General features: G+C 57.2%; 16 protein-coding genes. 6 read left to right on the forward strand and 10 right to left on the reverse strand.

Annotated features, from left to right (window positions below; all coding sequences use genetic code 11):
* The 4 genes from HY29_RS01990 to HY29_RS02005 all read right to left on the reverse strand — a co-directional run.
* Positions 1-2,258: sensor histidine kinase (locus tag HY29_RS01990; protein WP_051601051.1), on the reverse strand; the 2,258-nt coding region annotated here is incomplete at its 3' end.
* Between the two features lie 108 nt (positions 2,259-2,366).
* On the reverse strand, positions 2,367-3,743 hold the full coding sequence (locus HY29_RS01995; RefSeq protein ID WP_034791190.1) for a sigma-54-dependent Fis family transcriptional regulator: 1,377 nt from the start codon (positions 3,741-3,743) through the stop codon (positions 2,367-2,369).
* Positions 3,744-3,747: 4 nt separating this feature from the next.
* Positions 3,748-4,809: a two-component system sensor histidine kinase NtrB gene (locus tag HY29_RS02000; RefSeq protein WP_034791213.1), complete on the reverse strand. Its 1,062-nt coding sequence runs from the start codon at positions 4,807-4,809 to the stop codon at positions 3,748-3,750.
* The gene (locus HY29_RS02005) at positions 4,809-5,798 is read right to left on the reverse strand and encodes a tRNA dihydrouridine synthase (protein ID WP_051601052.1); all 990 of its coding nucleotides are present in this window, start codon (positions 5,796-5,798) and stop codon (positions 4,809-4,811) included. The genes HY29_RS02000 and HY29_RS02005 overlap by 1 nt, the downstream gene beginning before the upstream one ends.
* Before the next feature lie 117 nt (positions 5,799-5,915).
* Here HY29_RS02005 and HY29_RS02010 point away from each other — a divergent pair, with 117 nt between their 5' ends.
* The gene (locus HY29_RS02010) at positions 5,916-7,052 is read left to right on the forward strand and encodes a bifunctional 2-C-methyl-D-erythritol 4-phosphate cytidylyltransferase/2-C-methyl-D-erythritol 2,4-cyclodiphosphate synthase (RefSeq protein ID WP_034791215.1); all 1,137 of its coding nucleotides are present in this window, start codon (positions 5,916-5,918) and stop codon (positions 7,050-7,052) included.
* A gap of 68 nt (positions 7,053-7,120) precedes the next feature.
* Complete coding sequence (locus HY29_RS02015; protein ID WP_034791217.1) at positions 7,121-7,612, forward strand: CinA family protein; 492 nt, start codon at positions 7,121-7,123, stop codon at positions 7,610-7,612.
* On the opposite strand, the gene HY29_RS02020 is transcribed toward HY29_RS02015, so the two are convergent.
* The gene (locus HY29_RS02020) at positions 7,605-8,066 is read right to left on the reverse strand and encodes a type II toxin-antitoxin system RatA family toxin (protein WP_034791219.1); all 462 of its coding nucleotides are present in this window, start codon (positions 8,064-8,066) and stop codon (positions 7,605-7,607) included. The genes HY29_RS02015 and HY29_RS02020 overlap by 8 nt on opposite strands.
* Before the next feature lie 2 nt (positions 8,067-8,068).
* Positions 8,069-9,043 carry a lipoyl synthase gene (gene lipA, locus HY29_RS02025; RefSeq protein ID WP_034791221.1) on the reverse strand — a complete coding sequence of 325 codons (975 nt, stop codon included), beginning with the start codon at positions 9,041-9,043 and terminating at the stop codon, positions 8,069-8,071.
* 150 nt (positions 9,044-9,193) lie between these two features.
* Between lipA and HY29_RS02030 the strand changes: the two genes are divergently transcribed.
* A complete protein-coding gene (locus tag HY29_RS02030) occupies positions 9,194-10,771 on the forward strand; it encodes an AMP-binding protein (protein ID WP_051601053.1) in 1,578 nt (525 codons plus the stop codon).
* On the opposite strand, the gene HY29_RS02035 is transcribed toward HY29_RS02030, so the two are convergent.
* On the reverse strand, positions 10,768-11,106 hold the full coding sequence (locus tag HY29_RS02035) for a winged helix-turn-helix transcriptional regulator (protein WP_034791223.1): 339 nt from the start codon (positions 11,104-11,106) through the stop codon (positions 10,768-10,770). The two genes, HY29_RS02030 and HY29_RS02035, sit on opposite strands and share 4 nt — an antisense overlap.
* 60 nt (positions 11,107-11,166) lie before the next feature.
* Here HY29_RS02035 and HY29_RS02040 point away from each other — a divergent pair, with 60 nt between their 5' ends.
* Positions 11,167-11,772 carry a 2-hydroxychromene-2-carboxylate isomerase gene (locus tag HY29_RS02040; RefSeq protein WP_034791225.1) on the forward strand — a complete coding sequence of 202 codons (606 nt, stop codon included), beginning with the start codon at positions 11,167-11,169 and terminating at the stop codon, positions 11,770-11,772.
* Here HY29_RS02040 and HY29_RS02045 read toward each other — a convergent pair.
* Complete coding sequence (locus HY29_RS02045) at positions 11,763-12,761, reverse strand: adenosine kinase (RefSeq protein WP_034791227.1); 999 nt, start codon at positions 12,759-12,761, stop codon at positions 11,763-11,765. The two genes, HY29_RS02040 and HY29_RS02045, sit on opposite strands and share 10 nt — an antisense overlap.
* A gap of 82 nt (positions 12,762-12,843) precedes the next feature.
* Here HY29_RS02045 and HY29_RS02050 point away from each other — a divergent pair, with 82 nt between their 5' ends.
* A complete protein-coding gene (locus HY29_RS02050; RefSeq protein ID WP_034791229.1) occupies positions 12,844-13,728 on the forward strand; it encodes an ATP-grasp domain-containing protein in 885 nt (294 codons plus the stop codon).
* Here HY29_RS02050 and HY29_RS02055 read toward each other — a convergent pair.
* Both HY29_RS02055 and nth read right to left on the reverse strand, forming a co-directional pair.
* Entirely contained in the window at positions 13,725-14,495 is a 771-nt protein-coding gene (locus HY29_RS02055) for a DUF481 domain-containing protein (RefSeq protein ID WP_081811183.1), read from the reverse strand. The two genes, HY29_RS02050 and HY29_RS02055, sit on opposite strands and share 4 nt — an antisense overlap.
* Before the next feature lie 120 nt (positions 14,496-14,615).
* Positions 14,616-15,344: an endonuclease III gene (nth, locus tag HY29_RS02060; protein WP_034791232.1), complete on the reverse strand. Its 729-nt coding sequence runs from the start codon at positions 15,342-15,344 to the stop codon at positions 14,616-14,618.
* Between the two features lie 54 nt (positions 15,345-15,398).
* Between nth and HY29_RS02065 the strand changes: the two genes are divergently transcribed.
* Positions 15,399-15,890, forward strand: coding sequence for a DUF2244 domain-containing protein (locus HY29_RS02065; RefSeq protein WP_051601054.1), 492 nt, complete (start codon positions 15,399-15,401; stop codon positions 15,888-15,890).
* The last annotated feature ends 29 nt before the right edge of the window (positions 15,891-15,919 follow it).

Here is a 15,919-nt window from a genome sequence, read left to right on the forward strand (position 1 = left end):
AACCCAGCCGATACCGGCGGGTTCTCATTATTTTTATCTTCTGCCGTAAGCTGAGGGATCTCACTGGAGAGGGTATCATGCGGCAGCCATACCCTCACACGCGCCCCGCGCAGTTCGTCGAGACGATTCTGCAGCGATATAGAGCCACCGTGATCGGCAATAATCCTGTTCACAATCGCGAGCCCCAGCCCTGTACCCTTCTCCCGAGTGGTGACATAGGGCTCCAGCAATCTGTCGCGCGTATCCTCAGGGAATCCTGGACCATTATCCTCAATGGTGATTTCGATACCCGCATCATTCTGATCCAGAGTGACCCGAATGTTGCCCTGAACTTCCATGTCTTCAGGCATGCCCTCAATGGCCTCAGCTGCGTTCTTGAGCAAATTGCCCAAGGCCTGACCGATCAGCCTTTCATCGCCCAGATAGCGGACTTCTTCATCATTGCACTCAAAGCTGACATTGATATCCGGCGTCACAACGCCTTGTGAAAAACTAGTCGCCTGCAACAGCGCCTTCATGTCGAACACATCGGCACTCGGCTTTGGCATCCGCGCAAAGGAAGAGAACTCCTCCACCATGCGGCCAATATCTCCGACCTGACGCAGGATGGTCTCGATACAGCGATCAAACACACCATCATGATCATCAATCTTACTGGCATATCGCCTGCGAATACGCTCCGTAGACAGCATGATTGGCGTTAGCGGATTACGGATCTCGTGAGCAATCCGGCGCGCCACATCGCGCCAGGCAAGTTGGCGCTGAGCATTCACGAGGCGGGTCGTATCGTCAAAGGTTAGAACACAACCGCCAGTCGGGTCTGGTGCCGTTTTCAGGCGGAAGTGCCGGATACTACCATTGCGGTTTATATCAATCGAGGCATCAACAGGCGCACCATGTTCCAGAGTGTCCTTCACATAGCGTACAAAATCCGGAGCCACATCCTGCAGTTTCTCACCCGGCATGATTTCATTGATGCTGAGCAGATCGCCTGCTGAGCGGTTGGCCAGCGTGACTATCATCTCCGGGTCCATCCGGATCACACCCGCGCTGACCTCCGCGAGTAGCGTCTCGACAAACTTGCGCCGGTCTTCCTCAACCTCGCGCGCGCTGATCAAGGCGTGGCGCTGCTCAGACAATTGCTCCGTCATCGCATTAAATGAATGACTAAGCGCGTAGACTTCATCCTTCGGGCCTGTAACTGGCACGCGTACCGTCAAATCCCCATCGCGCACAGCATGCGCCGCTGTTGCAAGCCGCCCAATCGGTCCGGTCACGCGGCCTGCAGCTTCAAGGCCGAGACGTCCCGCCAGCAGCAAGACAAGCGCAGCAATCTGCGCATAGCCGATCGCAAAGATCGTCTGCAGACGTCCGCCTTGCCGTTTGGCATTGTTGTATTGAATGATTTCAGCTTCAGCTTCGCGCAGACGCACAGCGGCGTTACGATCAAAGTTCTTCACTGTGTAGATATAGCCGTCGACGGGCTCAGAAATCTTGATGATGGCCGTCGCGATGCCGCGATTCTCGTAAAGCGTTGTCGCAATCTCTCCCTTGTCTGCCTCCTCAAAGGCAGATGCCGGCGGCGGAATCAAAATCGCATCCTGCACGCTTTCCTGAGCAAGCAGTTCAACACCGTCAGCGCCAAGGATTGCAATGGTGATAAAATCCCGGAAGGCAAGTTCGGAGCGAAGCCCCTCCGCAAAGGTCGCAGACGCTTCTGAGGTCAGCGTCAGCTGGCCATCCTCATCAGACATGCGCGCTTCCACTTCACGTGCGAAATTCTCCACATCGAGTGCCGCAAGACGAAGATCAGCGTCGAAGGTCGTCTCGAAATTGTCGACATAATTACGGAAGATTTCCGCGTTCTTCTCCATCACAGAGTCGACACGCTCACCCAGCCATTTATCGATACCCTGCGTAAAAACAGCTCCCAGGAACACAGCTACAATTGCTGAGGGCACAAGCGCCGAGAAGCCAAACAGCATCACAAAACGACGCGCCAGCCGGCCCCTGCCTTCCCCTTCACTACCGGACTGAATCGACAGGTACTCGCGCACCACAATCGTGGTCAGGACGATGATGACAACGAAATTGAGAGCCAGCAGCCAAGGCGTTGCACCCGCAGTCGGATTATCGGGATCAACACCCGAGATCGCCATAAAGGTCGCAAACACCGCCACAAGCGCAGCGATGATGAAAAGGCCTTCGAAAAGAGCCCAACTTGCCTTTGTAGCTTGCTGACTAAGTGTATTCGACAACTACACACCGCTGGAACATGGCCACCCCGGCCCGTTGCATAAGGGAAACACATGCGTGCCCTCAACGCAACAGTGAGGCATTTAAGCCACACTCAGCTGAGTCGTCAATTAGTCTTCTGCAATGCCGAGTGCGTTGATCTTCGCTCTTAGGGTGTTCCTGTTCATGCCAAGGAGTTGCGCCGCCTTCACCTTGTTGCCCGCCGTAACAGACAGGGCCAAACGGATCAGCGGCCGCTCAACCTGATCAATAACGCTCGAATAGACAGACGAATCGTCTTCTTCGCCACTCGCGATCAGATCGCCCATTATGTAGCGGTGCAACAGGGTCTCGATGTCCTTCTCGAACCCGGCGCTGGAGCCCTTCTGCTCGCTGGCACCAGCTCTCAGCTCCCGCTCCACATCGCGCAAAGTGATCGTCTCATCAGGGCATAGGACAGCCAGACGCAAAACCAAATTCTCCAGCTCGCGGACATTCCCTGGCCAGTCATAGGCGGTAAGCAGATCGAGCGCGGATTTGTCAAAGCTCTTGGCGGCAAGTCCCTGACGCTGCGCGCGGATCAGGAAAGCGCGGGCCAGTTCCGGGATGTCTTCTTTGCGCAGACGCAGCGGCGGCATGGTCAAGCGCACAACGTTCAGCCGATAGTAAAGGTCTTCCCGGAACTTTCCATCATCAACCAATCGGCCAAGGTTTCGGCGCGTGGAGGCAATGATGCGTGCCCCACTGGAATCCCGCATCAGCTTGACCAGCTGCGTCTGCGCTTCTGCCGGCAAGTCGCCAATTTCGTCCAGGTAGAGCGTCCCACCCTTCTGGTGCACCGCGCCCTGCTCACCATTCGCGCCGAACAGCTGGCGATTGATTTCGGATGCTGGCAAAGCTGCCAGGTCCAGCGCGACGAACTTGCCCTCTTTGGCATCCCCCAATTGGTGGATGGCGCGCGCCGCAAGCTCCTTGCCCGTGCCGCTTTCGCCTTCAATCAGGACCGTCAGATCTGTATTCATCACCTTGGCGATGATGCGGTAGACTTCCTGCATTGCATCCGAGCGCCCAATGAGCGGCAACCCCGCATCGCTGATGGCCTTCTGCGATTCAGGATTTATCGAGCGCGCAGAAACCTTTGGCTGAGATTTCAAGGCGCGCTGCACCAGTCCCGATAGCATGTCGATGTCGAACGGCTTCGGCAGATAATCAAAGGCGCCATGCTGGGCGGCAGAGGCCGCGGTCAGGATTGTGTTCTGGCCACTCATCACAATGAAGGGCAGCTCCGGCCGAGCCAGTTTTAAAGACGGGATCAGATCAAAGATCGATGCGTCACCAAGATACACGTCCGTGACAACCACATCGCCTTCCCCATTGCGAACCCAGCGCTCAAGCGCTTCCGGAGAGCTGGTTGCACGCACTTCATATCCGGCTGCCACCAATGTCTGGTTCACGATCAGGCGGATGCTTGCATCATCTTCGGCAAGCAAGACGGTCTTTTCAGCCATGAACTTATTCCTCTGTGCCAAGCGGCAGTAAAACTGCAAAACGTGTAGAGCCCGGGACACTGTCGACCCGGATTTGCCCGCCATGGGCGGTGATGACTTCCTTCACAATCGACAGGCCAAGGCCGCGGGCGCCCGACTTGCTGCTCTGGAAAACTTCGAAAATCGTGCTCTGACGGTGCCGCGGAATGCCGCGACCATTGTCTTCAACAGACACCAGCATGGCTCGGCGCAGGCCAGAGCCAAGACGTGCCTGCCGAAAAGAGAGACCCGCCGCATATGAGGTACGAACCGTGACCTTTCCCGAAGCGCCCTCTTCACTGGCCGCCTCAGCTGCGTTGCGGATCAAGTTCTGGAAAGCCTGCTGAAGGTGGTCTGAATCGCCCATCAATTGCGGAAGGGACGGATCGAAATCCCGCTTGAACTCGACCTGCGATCCCATGGCAGCCTGTTCCGACGCCAAGACGCGATCAAGGACAGCGTGAATGTTGAACGGCTCCATCTGTGGCGCTGAGAACAGCTCAAAGGCCGACAGGCGGTTAACAAGGCGCTCTATACGCCGTGCCTCTTCTTTGATGATCTCCAACAGCTCCGCCTGACCATCGACGCCATGGCGTTCCAGCAACTGCGCCGCGCCAATTATGCCACCCAGCGGGTTCTTCACTTCATGCCCCAGAATGCGCCCAAAGCCGGCCACCCCTGCGGCGGAGTCATTGGCGTCACGCGTAGCGGCCTCGCACAGGGCGATCATGTAGCCATTATCATCTGTTGTCCGCACCCAGATGTCGCAAATCTGGCGGGACAATAGCCCAGGACCACTGACCGGCGTGCCTGGGGCGGCAATGTCCCCTACCGTTCTTTGCACACGGTCCAGCAACTCGAATACAGGCGAGTCATGATAGACAATCTCGCTGAGCGGCTTGCCCTTCATTGCGCGGCGAGAAAGTTGAAGCAGGCTCTCGCAAGCTGCGTTCACCTCAATGATGCGCCGCCGCTCGTCTACAAGCATCAACGCAATCGGAGACAAGTCTCCCAGTCTTGGCGGAGAAAGTGTCGTATTCGTTGCCATCACACAGGCTCCATTTCCCGGGACATTGCATAGGCATCCCGCAGGCCAATCACGAGGTCAGTCACATTATCGATCTGACAGAGACGGGACCGGAGCGCGCGGCGCTCTGATAGTTCCATCGACATGTCCAGCGCATCAATTGCCGCAGAGATATGCTTGCGGACCGTTCGAATACCCAACAGCTCTCCATACAGTTCAACACTGTCAAAAACCTGCTCAATCAGGCTGTCCTGTTGATCCGGTAGCGAAGGGGTCTGGTATGCGCGTCCCTCCAACTGAGCCGCGATCTGACCGGGCAGCCAGGGTTGCCCCATCGCCGCCCGGCCGACCATTACCCCATGCGCGCCGGATTGCTCCAGCGCAGCACGGGCGTCCCCCACGGACGCAATATCTCCATTGACGATCACCGGAACTGACACGGCCTGCACAGTGTCAGACACCCGCTTCCAGTCCGCCTGCCCCTTGTAGAACTGGCACCGTGTCCGGCCGTGCACCGTGATCATCTGAACCCCCAGACGCTCTGCCTCGACGGCAAGTTCTGGCGCATTCAGCATGTCATGATCCCAGCCAAGTCGCATCTTCAGTGTCACTGGTATGCCTTCGGCTCCCTCAAGCGCAGCTGAAATGATGTCCAGCGCCAGTGGAAGATCGCGCATCAGAGCGGAGCCAGACTGCCCGCCTGTCACCTGGCGAGACGGGCAACCCATATTGATGTCGATGACATCGACGCCAGTATCCCGCAGCAATTGTGCACCTGCGAACATGTCTTCGGGGCGACGAGCCGCCAACTGCACGATCCAGGAAGCCTCTCCTTCATGCCGGCAAACACGCCGCACCACGTCAGGACGCGCCGTTGCCAGCATCTCTCCAGCAACCATTTCAGAGACAACTGCACGTGCCCCAAAGCGCACTGCCTGCCGACGCATGGGCGCATCGGTGGCGCCGGACATCGGCGCGAGCCATACTCTGGGTGCTCGAAATTTAATCATTTGACCATCTTTCCATTTTTTCATCTTTTCGCAAGTGCACAATATGCGTGCAGGTGCATTCCGAGCCGCCGATTTGCAGTATAGCCACACGTCCAGTCCTCCCCTAGAAGGCGGCGCATGAGCAACACAATCGCGATCATTGTGGCCGGCGGACAAGGCCGCCGTGCTGAGACAGCCCTGCCAAAGCAATGGCAGATGCTGAATGGAAAGCCCGTTATCAGCTGGTCGATTGAGGCCTTCCTCTCTCACCCCAAAGTCGTTGAAGTGATCGTCGTGACGAGCGCAGACATCCCCAAAAATGTGGATATGAGCGGCGTAAAGGTCGCCAAGGGCGGTGACACCCGCACGCTCTCGGTAAGAAGCGGCCTTAAGGCAATCTCGTCGCCAGCCGATGACACGGCCGTTCTGATACATGACGCAGCTCGCCCAGGCCTTACGCATCAGATCATAGATGATCTACTGTCGGCGCTGGAGATATCTGATGCAGCTGCGCCTGCCCTGCCGGTCCAGGACGCATTGAAGCGTCAGACTGGCGATGCACTGGAGACCGTCTCAAGGGAGGCGCTCTACCGCGTACAAACACCTCAAGCCTTCGCTTATGCCATGATTACCAGGGCACTGGAAACCGCAACAGATCTGGTTGACGACCTCGCCGCCGTCGAAGCTCAGGGAGCGAATGTGACTTTGGTGAAAGGCTCAGACCGTCTACACAAGATCACCTATGCCGAGGACTTTGACATGGTTTCACGCTTGATGGACACACCTCTTGCTCCTGTCAGAATGGGGAGCGGCTTTGATGTTCACGCCTTTGAGCCCGGCGATCATGTCACGCTCTGCGGCGTCAAAATCCCGCACGGTGCTCGCCTCAAGGGACACTCCGATGCGGATGCCGCCTGGCACGCCCTGACCGACGCCATTCTGGGTGCAGTTGCGCTGGGAGATATCGGCGATCACTTCCCGCCCAGTGAGGACCGCTGGAAAGATGCCGATAGCGGCATCTTTCTGAAGGAAGCCCAGCGCCTGGCCCTGGAAGCTGGCTATGCCATTGCCAATTGCGATATCACCATCATCTGCGAAGCCCCGAAAGTGAAACCCCACCGGGAAGCGATGCGATTACGAACGGCTGAATTACTAGAGCTCCCCCTCGACGGGATCAGCGTAAAGGCGACCACGACCGAAGGCCTTGGCTTCACCGGTCGTCGCGAAGGCATCGCCGCCGAGGCCGTTGTTTCTCTCGCCCGCGTGCAAAGCTGACCCCATCCATCGCACATTGGCCAAGTTTGCGTCTTCACGCCAAACAGAACTGCCCCTAACCTGTCGTCATGTTTCCAGATCGCCTCCGCAACCTCGCCATGCTTATCCTCGACGACGCCGAACAGGCGCGTCTTCGCATCTGCACCGCCGAAAGCTGCACAGGAGGCCTGCTTGCTGGCCTGCTGACGGACATACCTGGCAGCTCCGCAGTGTTCGAGAGAGGCTTCGTCACCTACTCAAACCGCGCGAAAGAAGAAATCCTCGGCATCCCTGGAGACATATTGGCAGACTATGGCGCGGTATCTGAGCCAGTCGCCCGCATGATGGCAGAAGGCGCGCTGGAGGCCAGCCGAGCGAACATTGCGGTCGCTATTACGGGCGTTGCTGGCCCTGGCGGCGGCACTCCGATGAAACCGGTGGGTACTGTGCATGTTGCCTGCGCGCGTGAGAACCGAGCCGTTGTGCACGAAATGCTTCAGACGGGTGATATCGGCCGCGAACAGATCCGCCTGGCTGCGATGGAATGCGCGCTGAAGCAGATCCAACTACAAATCAGCTAGCAGGCGATCCGTAGCGACGTCCCGCCTCTGCCATGAAGGCAGAGAGTATCTTGCTGACAGCCAGATCATGATTGGCGGCGGCCAGCATTCCGATGAACGGGTTCTTGAAGTCGTAATCTATGTTGAGCGAAATATCGCTGCCATGCTTGTCGGCGGCAAGGATGCGCCATTGCGCCTTCAGCTTGCGGAAAGGCCCCTTGATAAGGGTCGCCGTTACGACCCCCTCTTCGGGATCGCCCTCAACCCGTGTCGAGAACCGCTCGACGAACCCCTTGAAGCCCACGACAGCATCACCCACGCAATCAAAGCCACCATCCGGCTTACGCACCTCATCGGAGACGCGCATGGCGGTGATCCATTTAATGAAATCCGGATAGCGCCGGATATCCGAGACAAGCTCGAAGGCCTGCTCCCCGCTATAGGGGACACGAACGGATTTCGAAAATTGCGGCATGCCTACTCGGCGGCTGCGAGCTGAGCTTCACGAGCGGCACGCAGCTGGGCGAAATCTTCCCCTGCATGGTGCGAAGACCGGGTCAGCGGAGAAGCCGAAACCATCAGGAAGCCCTTCGCACGCGCAATCTCCTCATACGCCTTGAACTCTTCCGGGGAGACATACCGGTCAATCGCAGCGTGCTTACGCGTCGGCTGCAGGTATTGCCCAATGGTCAGGAAGTCGACACCGGCAGAGCGCATGTCGTCCATTACCTGCATGACTTCCTCTTTCGTCTCACCCAGGCCAACCATCAGGCCGGACTTGGTAAACTGGTTCGGATCGCGGTCCTTGACCTTCTGAAGCAAGCGCAAAGAGTGGAAATACCGCGCACCCGGACGAATCGAGAGGTACAGGCGCGGAACAGTTTCAAGATTGTGGTTGAACACATCCGGCTTGGCGTCGATCACTCGGTTTTCCCAGCCATCCTTACGCAGGAAGTCCGGCGTGAGGATCTCGACCGTTGTCCCTGGAGCGGCAGCGCGAATCGCCTCGATCGTACTGACGAAGTGCATGGCTCCGCCATCTGTCAGGTCATCACGGTCCACCGAGGTGATCACGACGTGCTGAAGCCCCATCTCGGCGACAGCTTCGGCTACACGGCGTGGCTCGTCTTCATCAACGCGGCCAGGCGTCAGCGGCTTGCCTGTGGAGACATTGCAGAAACTGCAGGCGCGGGTGCAGATCTCACCCAAAATCATCATGGTTGCGTGCTTTTTATCCCAGCACTCACCGATATTAGGACAGCCCGCTTCCTCGCAGACTGTGACGAGCCCATTGGACTTCACAATCTGGCGCGTCTCCGCATAGCCTTGAGAAGTCGGCGCCTTCACCCGAATCCATTCGGGTTTGCGCATCACCGGCGTATCAGGCCGGGACTGCTTTTCCGGGTGGCGGTGTTTGCGACCCGTGGGGGTAAGATCAATCAGGTTTGCCATGGCGCGAAGATGGACTTGAGAGACTGTTACATCAAGGGAAATACACTGCAGAGTGTATATGCAAACTTGCAATATAGCTTGCGGCATAGTCCTTAAGTGACAAAATATTACAGAAAGTGAGGCGCCGCCTCGGAGGAAACAAAGGCCAACATGACCGGACACACCATCCCTGCGCCCCTGCCGTACAAGCCATCTCGCACACGTACAGACCTTTTCAACGCGCTGTATCGCGCGAAAAAGGAGTTTGGTGGCGACAAGGCCATCATTATTGACGGCGATGAGCGTGAACTCACCTATAATGAGATCATCCGCGCAGCCTTCGCGCTCGGATCAGCCCTGCGCAAAGGCACAAAGCCTGGCGAATCTGTCGGCATCATGCTGCCAACTGGCGCGGGCGCTGTTATCGCCTTCTTTGCCCTCACGGCCTTTAACCGCATCCCTGCCATGCTCAACTTCACGGCAGGCTCAAAGAACCTCAAGGCCGCCATGCAGGCAGGCCAGGTCAAGCGAATCATTACCGCCCACCGCTTTGTTGAACTCGGTGAGTTGGGTCCATTGATCGACGAACTCTCCAAAGAGTCTGAAATTGTCTATCTGGAGGATGTTCGCGAGAACCTGTCCCTGGGCGACAAGGTAGCCGGTGCAGTCGGCCCTCTACTTCCAAGTCTGGTGCGCAAGCAGTCGCGGTACAAATCCCCCGGTGTTGTGCTGTTTACGTCAGGCACGGAGGGCGAACCCAAGGGTGTTGTTCTCAGCCATGAGAATGTCATTGCGAATGTGGAACAGGTGCGGGCGCATATCGGCCTGGACCCGGACACGGACAAATTGTTCAATCCTCTCCCCACATTTCACTGCTTCGGACTGACCGTGGGCGCTGTTTTACCCCCGATCGCGGGTATCCCTGTTGTGTTCCACCCGTCCCCGCTTCAGCCGCGAGAGATCGTCAAGCGCATCCGCGCCACGGCGTCCACCATCCTGCTCGCCACGGATACATTCATCTCCCAATATGCCCGCGTCGGTGCAGATGGAGACATGAGTTCCATCCGCCTGGCAGTGTGCGGTGCGGAGCGCGTGAAAGACGAGACCCGCGCATTGGTGCGTCGCAAATTCGAGATCGAGATCCTGGAAGGCTATGGCGCGACAGAAGCCTCTCCCGTCGTAGCCGCAAACCAGTGGGAGCGGAACAAGCCTGGCACGGTTGGTCTCCTTATGGCCGACATGGAATCCAAGCTGGTGCCGGTGGACGGAATTGAGCATGGCGGCCGGCTGCACATACGTGGGCCCAACATCATGATGGGCTATCTCCGCCCCTCCAACCCGGGCATTCTTGAGCGCCCTGATGACGGTTGGCACGACACGGGCGATATTGTTGCCATCGATGAAGAAGGCTTTATTCGCATCATGGGGCGCGTAAAGCGTTTTGCAAAGATTGGCGGAGAGATGGTGTCACTTGCCGTCGTGGAAAACTGTGCCAGCGCGATCTGGCCGGACAATCTGCATGCCGCCGTGACCTTGCCGGATCCTCGCAAAGGCGAGCAGATTATCCTTCTCAGCGACAGCCGAGCCTGCAACCGAGATGATATTCTGGCTTGGGCCAAGAACCACGGCGTGCCGGAACTTTCCGTGCCTAAGCGGGTCTACCATGTCGAGGATATCCCTGTTCTGGGAACGGGGAAAGTTGACTATGGCGCAGTGCAGAAAAAGGCCGAAAGCCTTTTGAACGATTAAGCCGACGTCGCCCGGCGTACCGGCATGTGCTTCTTGCCCCAGTCGCGAAGCGTCAGCAGGGCCGGCGCCAATTCCTGCCCCTTGTCTGTCAGCACATAATCATACCGTTTCGGGCTCGTGCTGTAGGCCTTGCGCTCCAGAATTCCGGACTCAACCAGCCTCTTGAGACGGTCCGCCAGAATGTGACGCGTCATGCCACTCGATTCGATGAATTGCTCGAACCGCGACATTCCCAGGAAGCAGTCACGCAAGATCAGCAATGTCCAGCGGTCGCCTACAATGGACAGCGTCCGAGCGACTGGGCACCAATTATCGGAGAGATCAGACCATTTCATGCTGACAAGCCTATCCTGATTTGCCATAGTTCCAAAACGAAACTTACCTTGAGGGTGGACATGTCAGGCAAGCTCGAATTCTTTTTCGACTATATCAGTCCTTTTTCATATGTGGCGAATGCGGCTGTAAAGGAACTCCAGGTAAAGACAGGCACGGAAATCGTGTTTCGTCCCATGTTCCTTGGGGCGGTCATGCGCGAGACAGGTAATCGCCCGCCAGGCATGGTCCCTGCGAAGGGCGCTTATATGCTCAAGGATCTCGCCCGATGCAGCGCGCGCCATGGCGTCACGTTCAGGATGAATCCCCACTTCCCAATGGTCGACACACGAAAGCTCTTGAAGGCAACCTGTGGGATGGCAGCAGACCCAATTCGCCAGCAAGCCTTCATAGACACCTGTTTCCATCACATGTGGGCGGCGGAGCCTGCGCTTAATCCGGCGGACGAAGCTTCAATATCTGCCATGTGCGAGACGGCAGGCATCAGCTTTGATGACGTCACTGCCCTTGCAGAAGATGCAGCCAATGGCACGGCGCTGAAGACCAACACTGCAGAGGCCATTTCACGTGGCGCCTTTGGAGCCCCCACTTTCTTCACGGGTGAAGAGATGTTTTTCGGCCATGACCGCCTGGATTACGCGGTCGAAGCGCTGGCCGATCAGGCGTAAATGCCAGCCTTTTCGGCCAGAGACTTGTAAGGCGTCTCGGGGCGCGGACCGAAATGGCTAATGACCTCCGCCGCAGCGATATGACCGAGATGCGCACAAGTCGCCAGAGGCAGACCGCGTGAGACCCCATACAGGAATCCTGCCGCATACTGATCGCCAGCTCCAGTCGTATCCACGACTTTTTCAACAGGCTCAGCCGATACAACAATCGGCTCTCCGTCTCCGATGACCACGGAACCCTTTTCGCTACGCGTCACAGCGGCAATGGCCGTATCGGCCTGCAGCGCGTCCAGCGCCTTGTCGAAATCATCGGTTTCGTAGAGCGCCAGAAGCTCTTCCTCATTAGCGAACACGATGTCCACATTATTGCGTACCAGCTGCAGGAAGCTTGCCCGGTGACGGTCCACACAGAAACGGTCTGACAGGGTCAGTGCAACCTTGCGGCCTGCCGCCTTGGCGACTTCAGAGGCGAAGATGAAGGCTTCCTTGGCCTCATCCTTGTCGAACAGGTATCCTTCCAGATAGAGAATGCTGCCTGCGCGAACCACCTCTTCATCGACATCCTCTTTAGAAAAAAGAACGGACGCCCCCAGAAATGTATTCATGCTGCGGTGGCCATCATCAGTCACAAAGATGATGCTTCGCGCGGTCGCCGGGCCGGTCTCGAGCGGCTTGGTCGCAAAAGGCACACCGCCTGCCGTCATTTCCCGCGTGAACTGGCTGCCCAGCTCATCCTTGGCGACCTTGCCAATATAGGCCGCCTTTGCGCCAAAGCTGGCTAGGCCAGCAATCGTGTTCGCGCCGCTTCCACCGGATGTGTAGAAAGGTTCAACCGCCGCTTGGGTCAGAGCTTCCGCTCGATCTTCCTCGATCAGGTTCATCGCATTCTTGTGGATGCCCCATTCTTCCAGAAACGCATCTGTCGCGCGGGACAGAACATCGACGATAGCGTTGCCGAGACCAACAACATCATAGCGGGCTTCAGTCATCTAGGTATTCCCCTTCAAGCAGCCTGCCAATTGCCAGACAGACCCGCTGGACGCAACTGGCAGACATGCTAAAGCACGCCACATGAAAATCGCTTATCTCAGTTCGGTCGTCACCCAACCTGGCTCGCCAACCCGCCGCCCCGACGCTTTCGAGCATGACTACATGATGCGGGCGCTGCGCCCGGAATTTGCTGAACGCGGCATGCAGATCGAGGATATCTGCTGGGATAATCCCGATGTCGACTGGACAGAGTTTGCCGCGGCAATGATCGGCACAACCTGGGATTACTGGGACAGACAGGAAGAGTTCCTGACAACACTGGAAACAATCGAGCAGTCAATTCCGCTGTTCAACCCCTCTGCGCTGGTGCGCTGGAACAGCCGGAAATCCTATCTACGCGACCTGGAAGCGAAAGGCGCTCGTCTAATACCAACTCTGTGGATCGATCAGGTTACGGATGAGTCCTTTGCAAACGCCTTCGACCAGTTGGGCAGCAATGATCTTGTCTTCAAACGTCAAATCGGCGCGGGCGCATCAGGCCAGTACCGCCTGTCGCCTTCAGACGCAAAACCTGACATGCCCCATCCGATGATGGTGCAGCCCTTCCTGCCGATGATTCAGGAAGAAGGTGAGCTTAGCTTCATCTTCATTGATGGGGAGCTGTCGCATGCTCTCATCAAGCGCGCAAAGGCGGGCGATTACAGGATCCAATCCGCCTATGGCGGCCAGGAAGAGAAGATTACGCCGAGCGTTTCCGACCTGGAAGCCGCCAAAGAGATCATGCAGACGCTCGACAGCACGCCGCTATATGCACGCGTAGACATGCTGCGGAATACTGATGGCACCCTGTTCCTGATGGAACTCGAAATGATCGAGCCCTATCTCTATCCGGAACAAGGCCCCCAGCTGGGCGGACGACTGGCCAAGGCTGTGGCCAGTCGCCTGAAGGCCCCTGCCGAGCTTTAGTGCCCCAGCTTGTAGACGATTGAAAATTTGGTCGCCGTGTCCGTTGCCTCGAACTCAGGCTGCGGATCGGTATCGTGGCGCACATCAAAGGAAATGCGCGCAGAAAGATGCCCGTTCAGGGCCGCAGTCAGAGCAAGGCTGTTCGTCAGCTGCGTGGATTCTTCGCCATAGACGACACTGCTCTTGTTGGAGAGAGAGACCGCATCATTGAATGCAAGAAAATAGTCGGACTGCGCGACCGCACCTAAGGAACGTTCCGTCATGGCCGGAATGATCAGCGCAGCGCCATTCTGATCTACAGTGATACGGCGCTTCACTTCATCAATTTTCATACCGGGCCCCCCGCGGACCGTCCAATGATGCTCTTCCTTGTCCAAGACATGCCAACCGATACCCCCACCGATGAAGCTGCGGCTATCAAAACCGGTGAACTGGTCAACTTCATAAGACCCGCGGGCGAAGGCAAACATCGTGTCGTTGAAGTCATGGTCCAAATCGGCAGCAACCATGTAGCGGTTACGGCTCTCGATGCCGTCTTCCTCACCATAATCTCCTGAAAGCTGCAGACCAAAAGTCCAGTCACCATCATTGCGATCAACATCTACTCCGAGACCGGCCTGTGTGGTCTCGGTATTGCCGGTTGTCATCCCGGCACTGATGGATGCTTCACCAACCCATCCGTCCTGGTCTCCCTCTGCGAAGGCCGGCGCGCTGGTCAGCGCAGCAATTACGGCGGTGCCAAGGATCATCTTATTGTAGGCGGTCATCAATACGCTCCATATTACACACTGTCGCCCTGTAGGGCGCGCGTGGCAGCTCTTTAGCGAAAAAAAGGCAGACTGAAGGCAACTGTGATTCGGTGTAACAACGCCACACTCGGCCTGATGCTAGCCGCCTTTTGGCCCCAGCGAAGAAACCTTTGCAGGATCAGGGGTCTTCGGCTTGAACTTGCAAAGATCTGAAATCACGCAGTGCCAACATTCAGGCTTTCGTGCCTTGCAGACATAGCGGCCATGCAGAATCAGCCAGTGGTGTGCGCCTTTCTTGAACTCCTCCGGGGTCGCACGTTCAAGCCCGGCTTCCACCTCATCAGGCGTCTTGCCAGGGGCGAGACCCGTTCGGTTGCTGACACGGAAAATATGCGTATCAACCGCGATGGTCGGATGACCGAAAGCCTCATTCATGACGACATTGGCAGTCTTGCGCCCCACGCCTGGCAGGCGGGTGAGTTCATCACGCGTTTCCGGGACTTGCCCGTCAAACTCTTCAATGATCATCCGGCTGAGCGCGATCACGTTTTTGGCCTTGTTGCGCCATAGGCCAATCGTCTTGATGTGCTCGGCAACGCCCTCTTCCCCAAGCGCGAGCATCTTTTCCGGCGTGTCCGCAATCTTGAACAGTTTCGCGGTTGCCTTGTTCACGCCGACATCTGTTGCCTGAGCAGACAGGGCAACTGCCACCACCAGCGTATACGGGTTTACGAAATCCAATTCAGTTCGCGGGTCAGGGCGATCTTCCGCCAGAGCGCTGTACAGTTGCGCAGCCTTTTCCTTGCTGAAAACGCGCGGTGACCGCTTGCGGGATTTGCTTGAGGAGGCAGACGAGGTTTTTTTCATGGCTCCTGTCTATAGTCCCCTTTCCTGCATACAAGAGCGTGATAGATCTGTTCTGTGTCTGACCTGCAGGAAATCATCTATATGGACGCCGTGCTGCGTCCCAACCGCTCGCTCAGCCAGCGCGGCTTTACGATTGTCATGGCGATCGTTGGCGGCGTCAGCTTTCTGACAGGCATGGCCTTTATCTCTATGGGCGCCATCCCTGTGATCGGCTTTTTCGGTCTGGACGCTCTGGCCTTCTATTTCGCCTTTCGCCTGTCCTTTCGCCGCCAGCGTGAAGAAACCCATATCCGCATCAGCGCCCGGGAAATGTGCCTGACTCATACCAAGGCGGATGGTTCGCGTAAGGAGGCCAAACTTCCGACCGCATTTGCTCGCGTGGAGTTGGAAGAGCCCCTCACCCCAAATAGCTGGCTGCGCATCGAATATGGCAAGACAGCCTATGTGATTGGCCGGTTCCTCACCCTTCCAGAACGAAAGTCCCTGGCAAAGGCTCTTAGACGCGCACTTCACGAAGCCCGGTTGGAGCGAAACCCGGCACAATAAAAATGACGCAGGCGTCATGGTTTTTTCAT

It is taken from the genome of Hyphomonas beringensis, assembly GCF_000682755.1.
In the GTDB taxonomy this organism is placed as follows: Bacteria; Pseudomonadota; Alphaproteobacteria; order Caulobacterales; family Hyphomonadaceae; genus Hyphomonas; species Hyphomonas beringensis.

Excerpts from the sequence above, each read along its gene's own strand:
- nth (WP_034791232.1), bottom strand. The coding sequence starts at position 15,344 with ATGAAAAAAACCTCGTCTGCCTCCTCAAGCAAATCCCGCAAGCGGTCA.
- HY29_RS02040 (WP_034791225.1), top strand. The coding sequence starts at position 11,167 with ATGTCAGGCAAGCTCGAATTCTTTTTCGACTATATCAGTCCTTTTTCA.
- HY29_RS02055 (WP_081811183.1), bottom strand. The coding sequence starts at position 14,495 with ATGACCGCCTACAATAAGATGATCCTTGGCACCGCCGTAATTGCTGCG.
- lipA (WP_034791221.1), bottom strand. The coding sequence starts at position 9,043 with ATGGCAAACCTGATTGATCTTACCCCCACGGGTCGCAAACACCGCCAC.
- HY29_RS02005 (WP_051601052.1), bottom strand. The coding sequence starts at position 5,798 with ATGATTAAATTTCGAGCACCCAGAGTATGGCTCGCGCCGATGTCCGGC.
- HY29_RS02010 (WP_034791215.1), top strand. The coding sequence starts at position 5,916 with ATGAGCAACACAATCGCGATCATTGTGGCCGGCGGACAAGGCCGCCGT.
- HY29_RS02000 (WP_034791213.1), bottom strand. The coding sequence starts at position 4,809 with ATGGCAACGAATACGACACTTTCTCCGCCAAGACTGGGAGACTTGTCT.
- HY29_RS02015 (WP_034791217.1), top strand. The coding sequence starts at position 7,121 with ATGTTTCCAGATCGCCTCCGCAACCTCGCCATGCTTATCCTCGACGAC.
- HY29_RS02045 (WP_034791227.1), bottom strand. The coding sequence starts at position 12,761 with ATGACTGAAGCCCGCTATGATGTTGTTGGTCTCGGCAACGCTATCGTC.
- HY29_RS02035 (WP_034791223.1), bottom strand. The coding sequence starts at position 11,106 with ATGAAATGGTCTGATCTCTCCGATAATTGGTGCCCAGTCGCTCGGACG.
- HY29_RS01995 (WP_034791190.1), bottom strand. The coding sequence starts at position 3,743 with ATGGCTGAAAAGACCGTCTTGCTTGCCGAAGATGATGCAAGCATCCGC.
- HY29_RS02030 (WP_051601053.1), top strand. The coding sequence starts at position 9,194 with ATGACCGGACACACCATCCCTGCGCCCCTGCCGTACAAGCCATCTCGC.
- HY29_RS02020 (WP_034791219.1), bottom strand. The coding sequence starts at position 8,066 with ATGCCGCAATTTTCGAAATCCGTTCGTGTCCCCTATAGCGGGGAGCAG.
- HY29_RS02050 (WP_034791229.1), top strand. The coding sequence starts at position 12,844 with ATGAAAATCGCTTATCTCAGTTCGGTCGTCACCCAACCTGGCTCGCCA.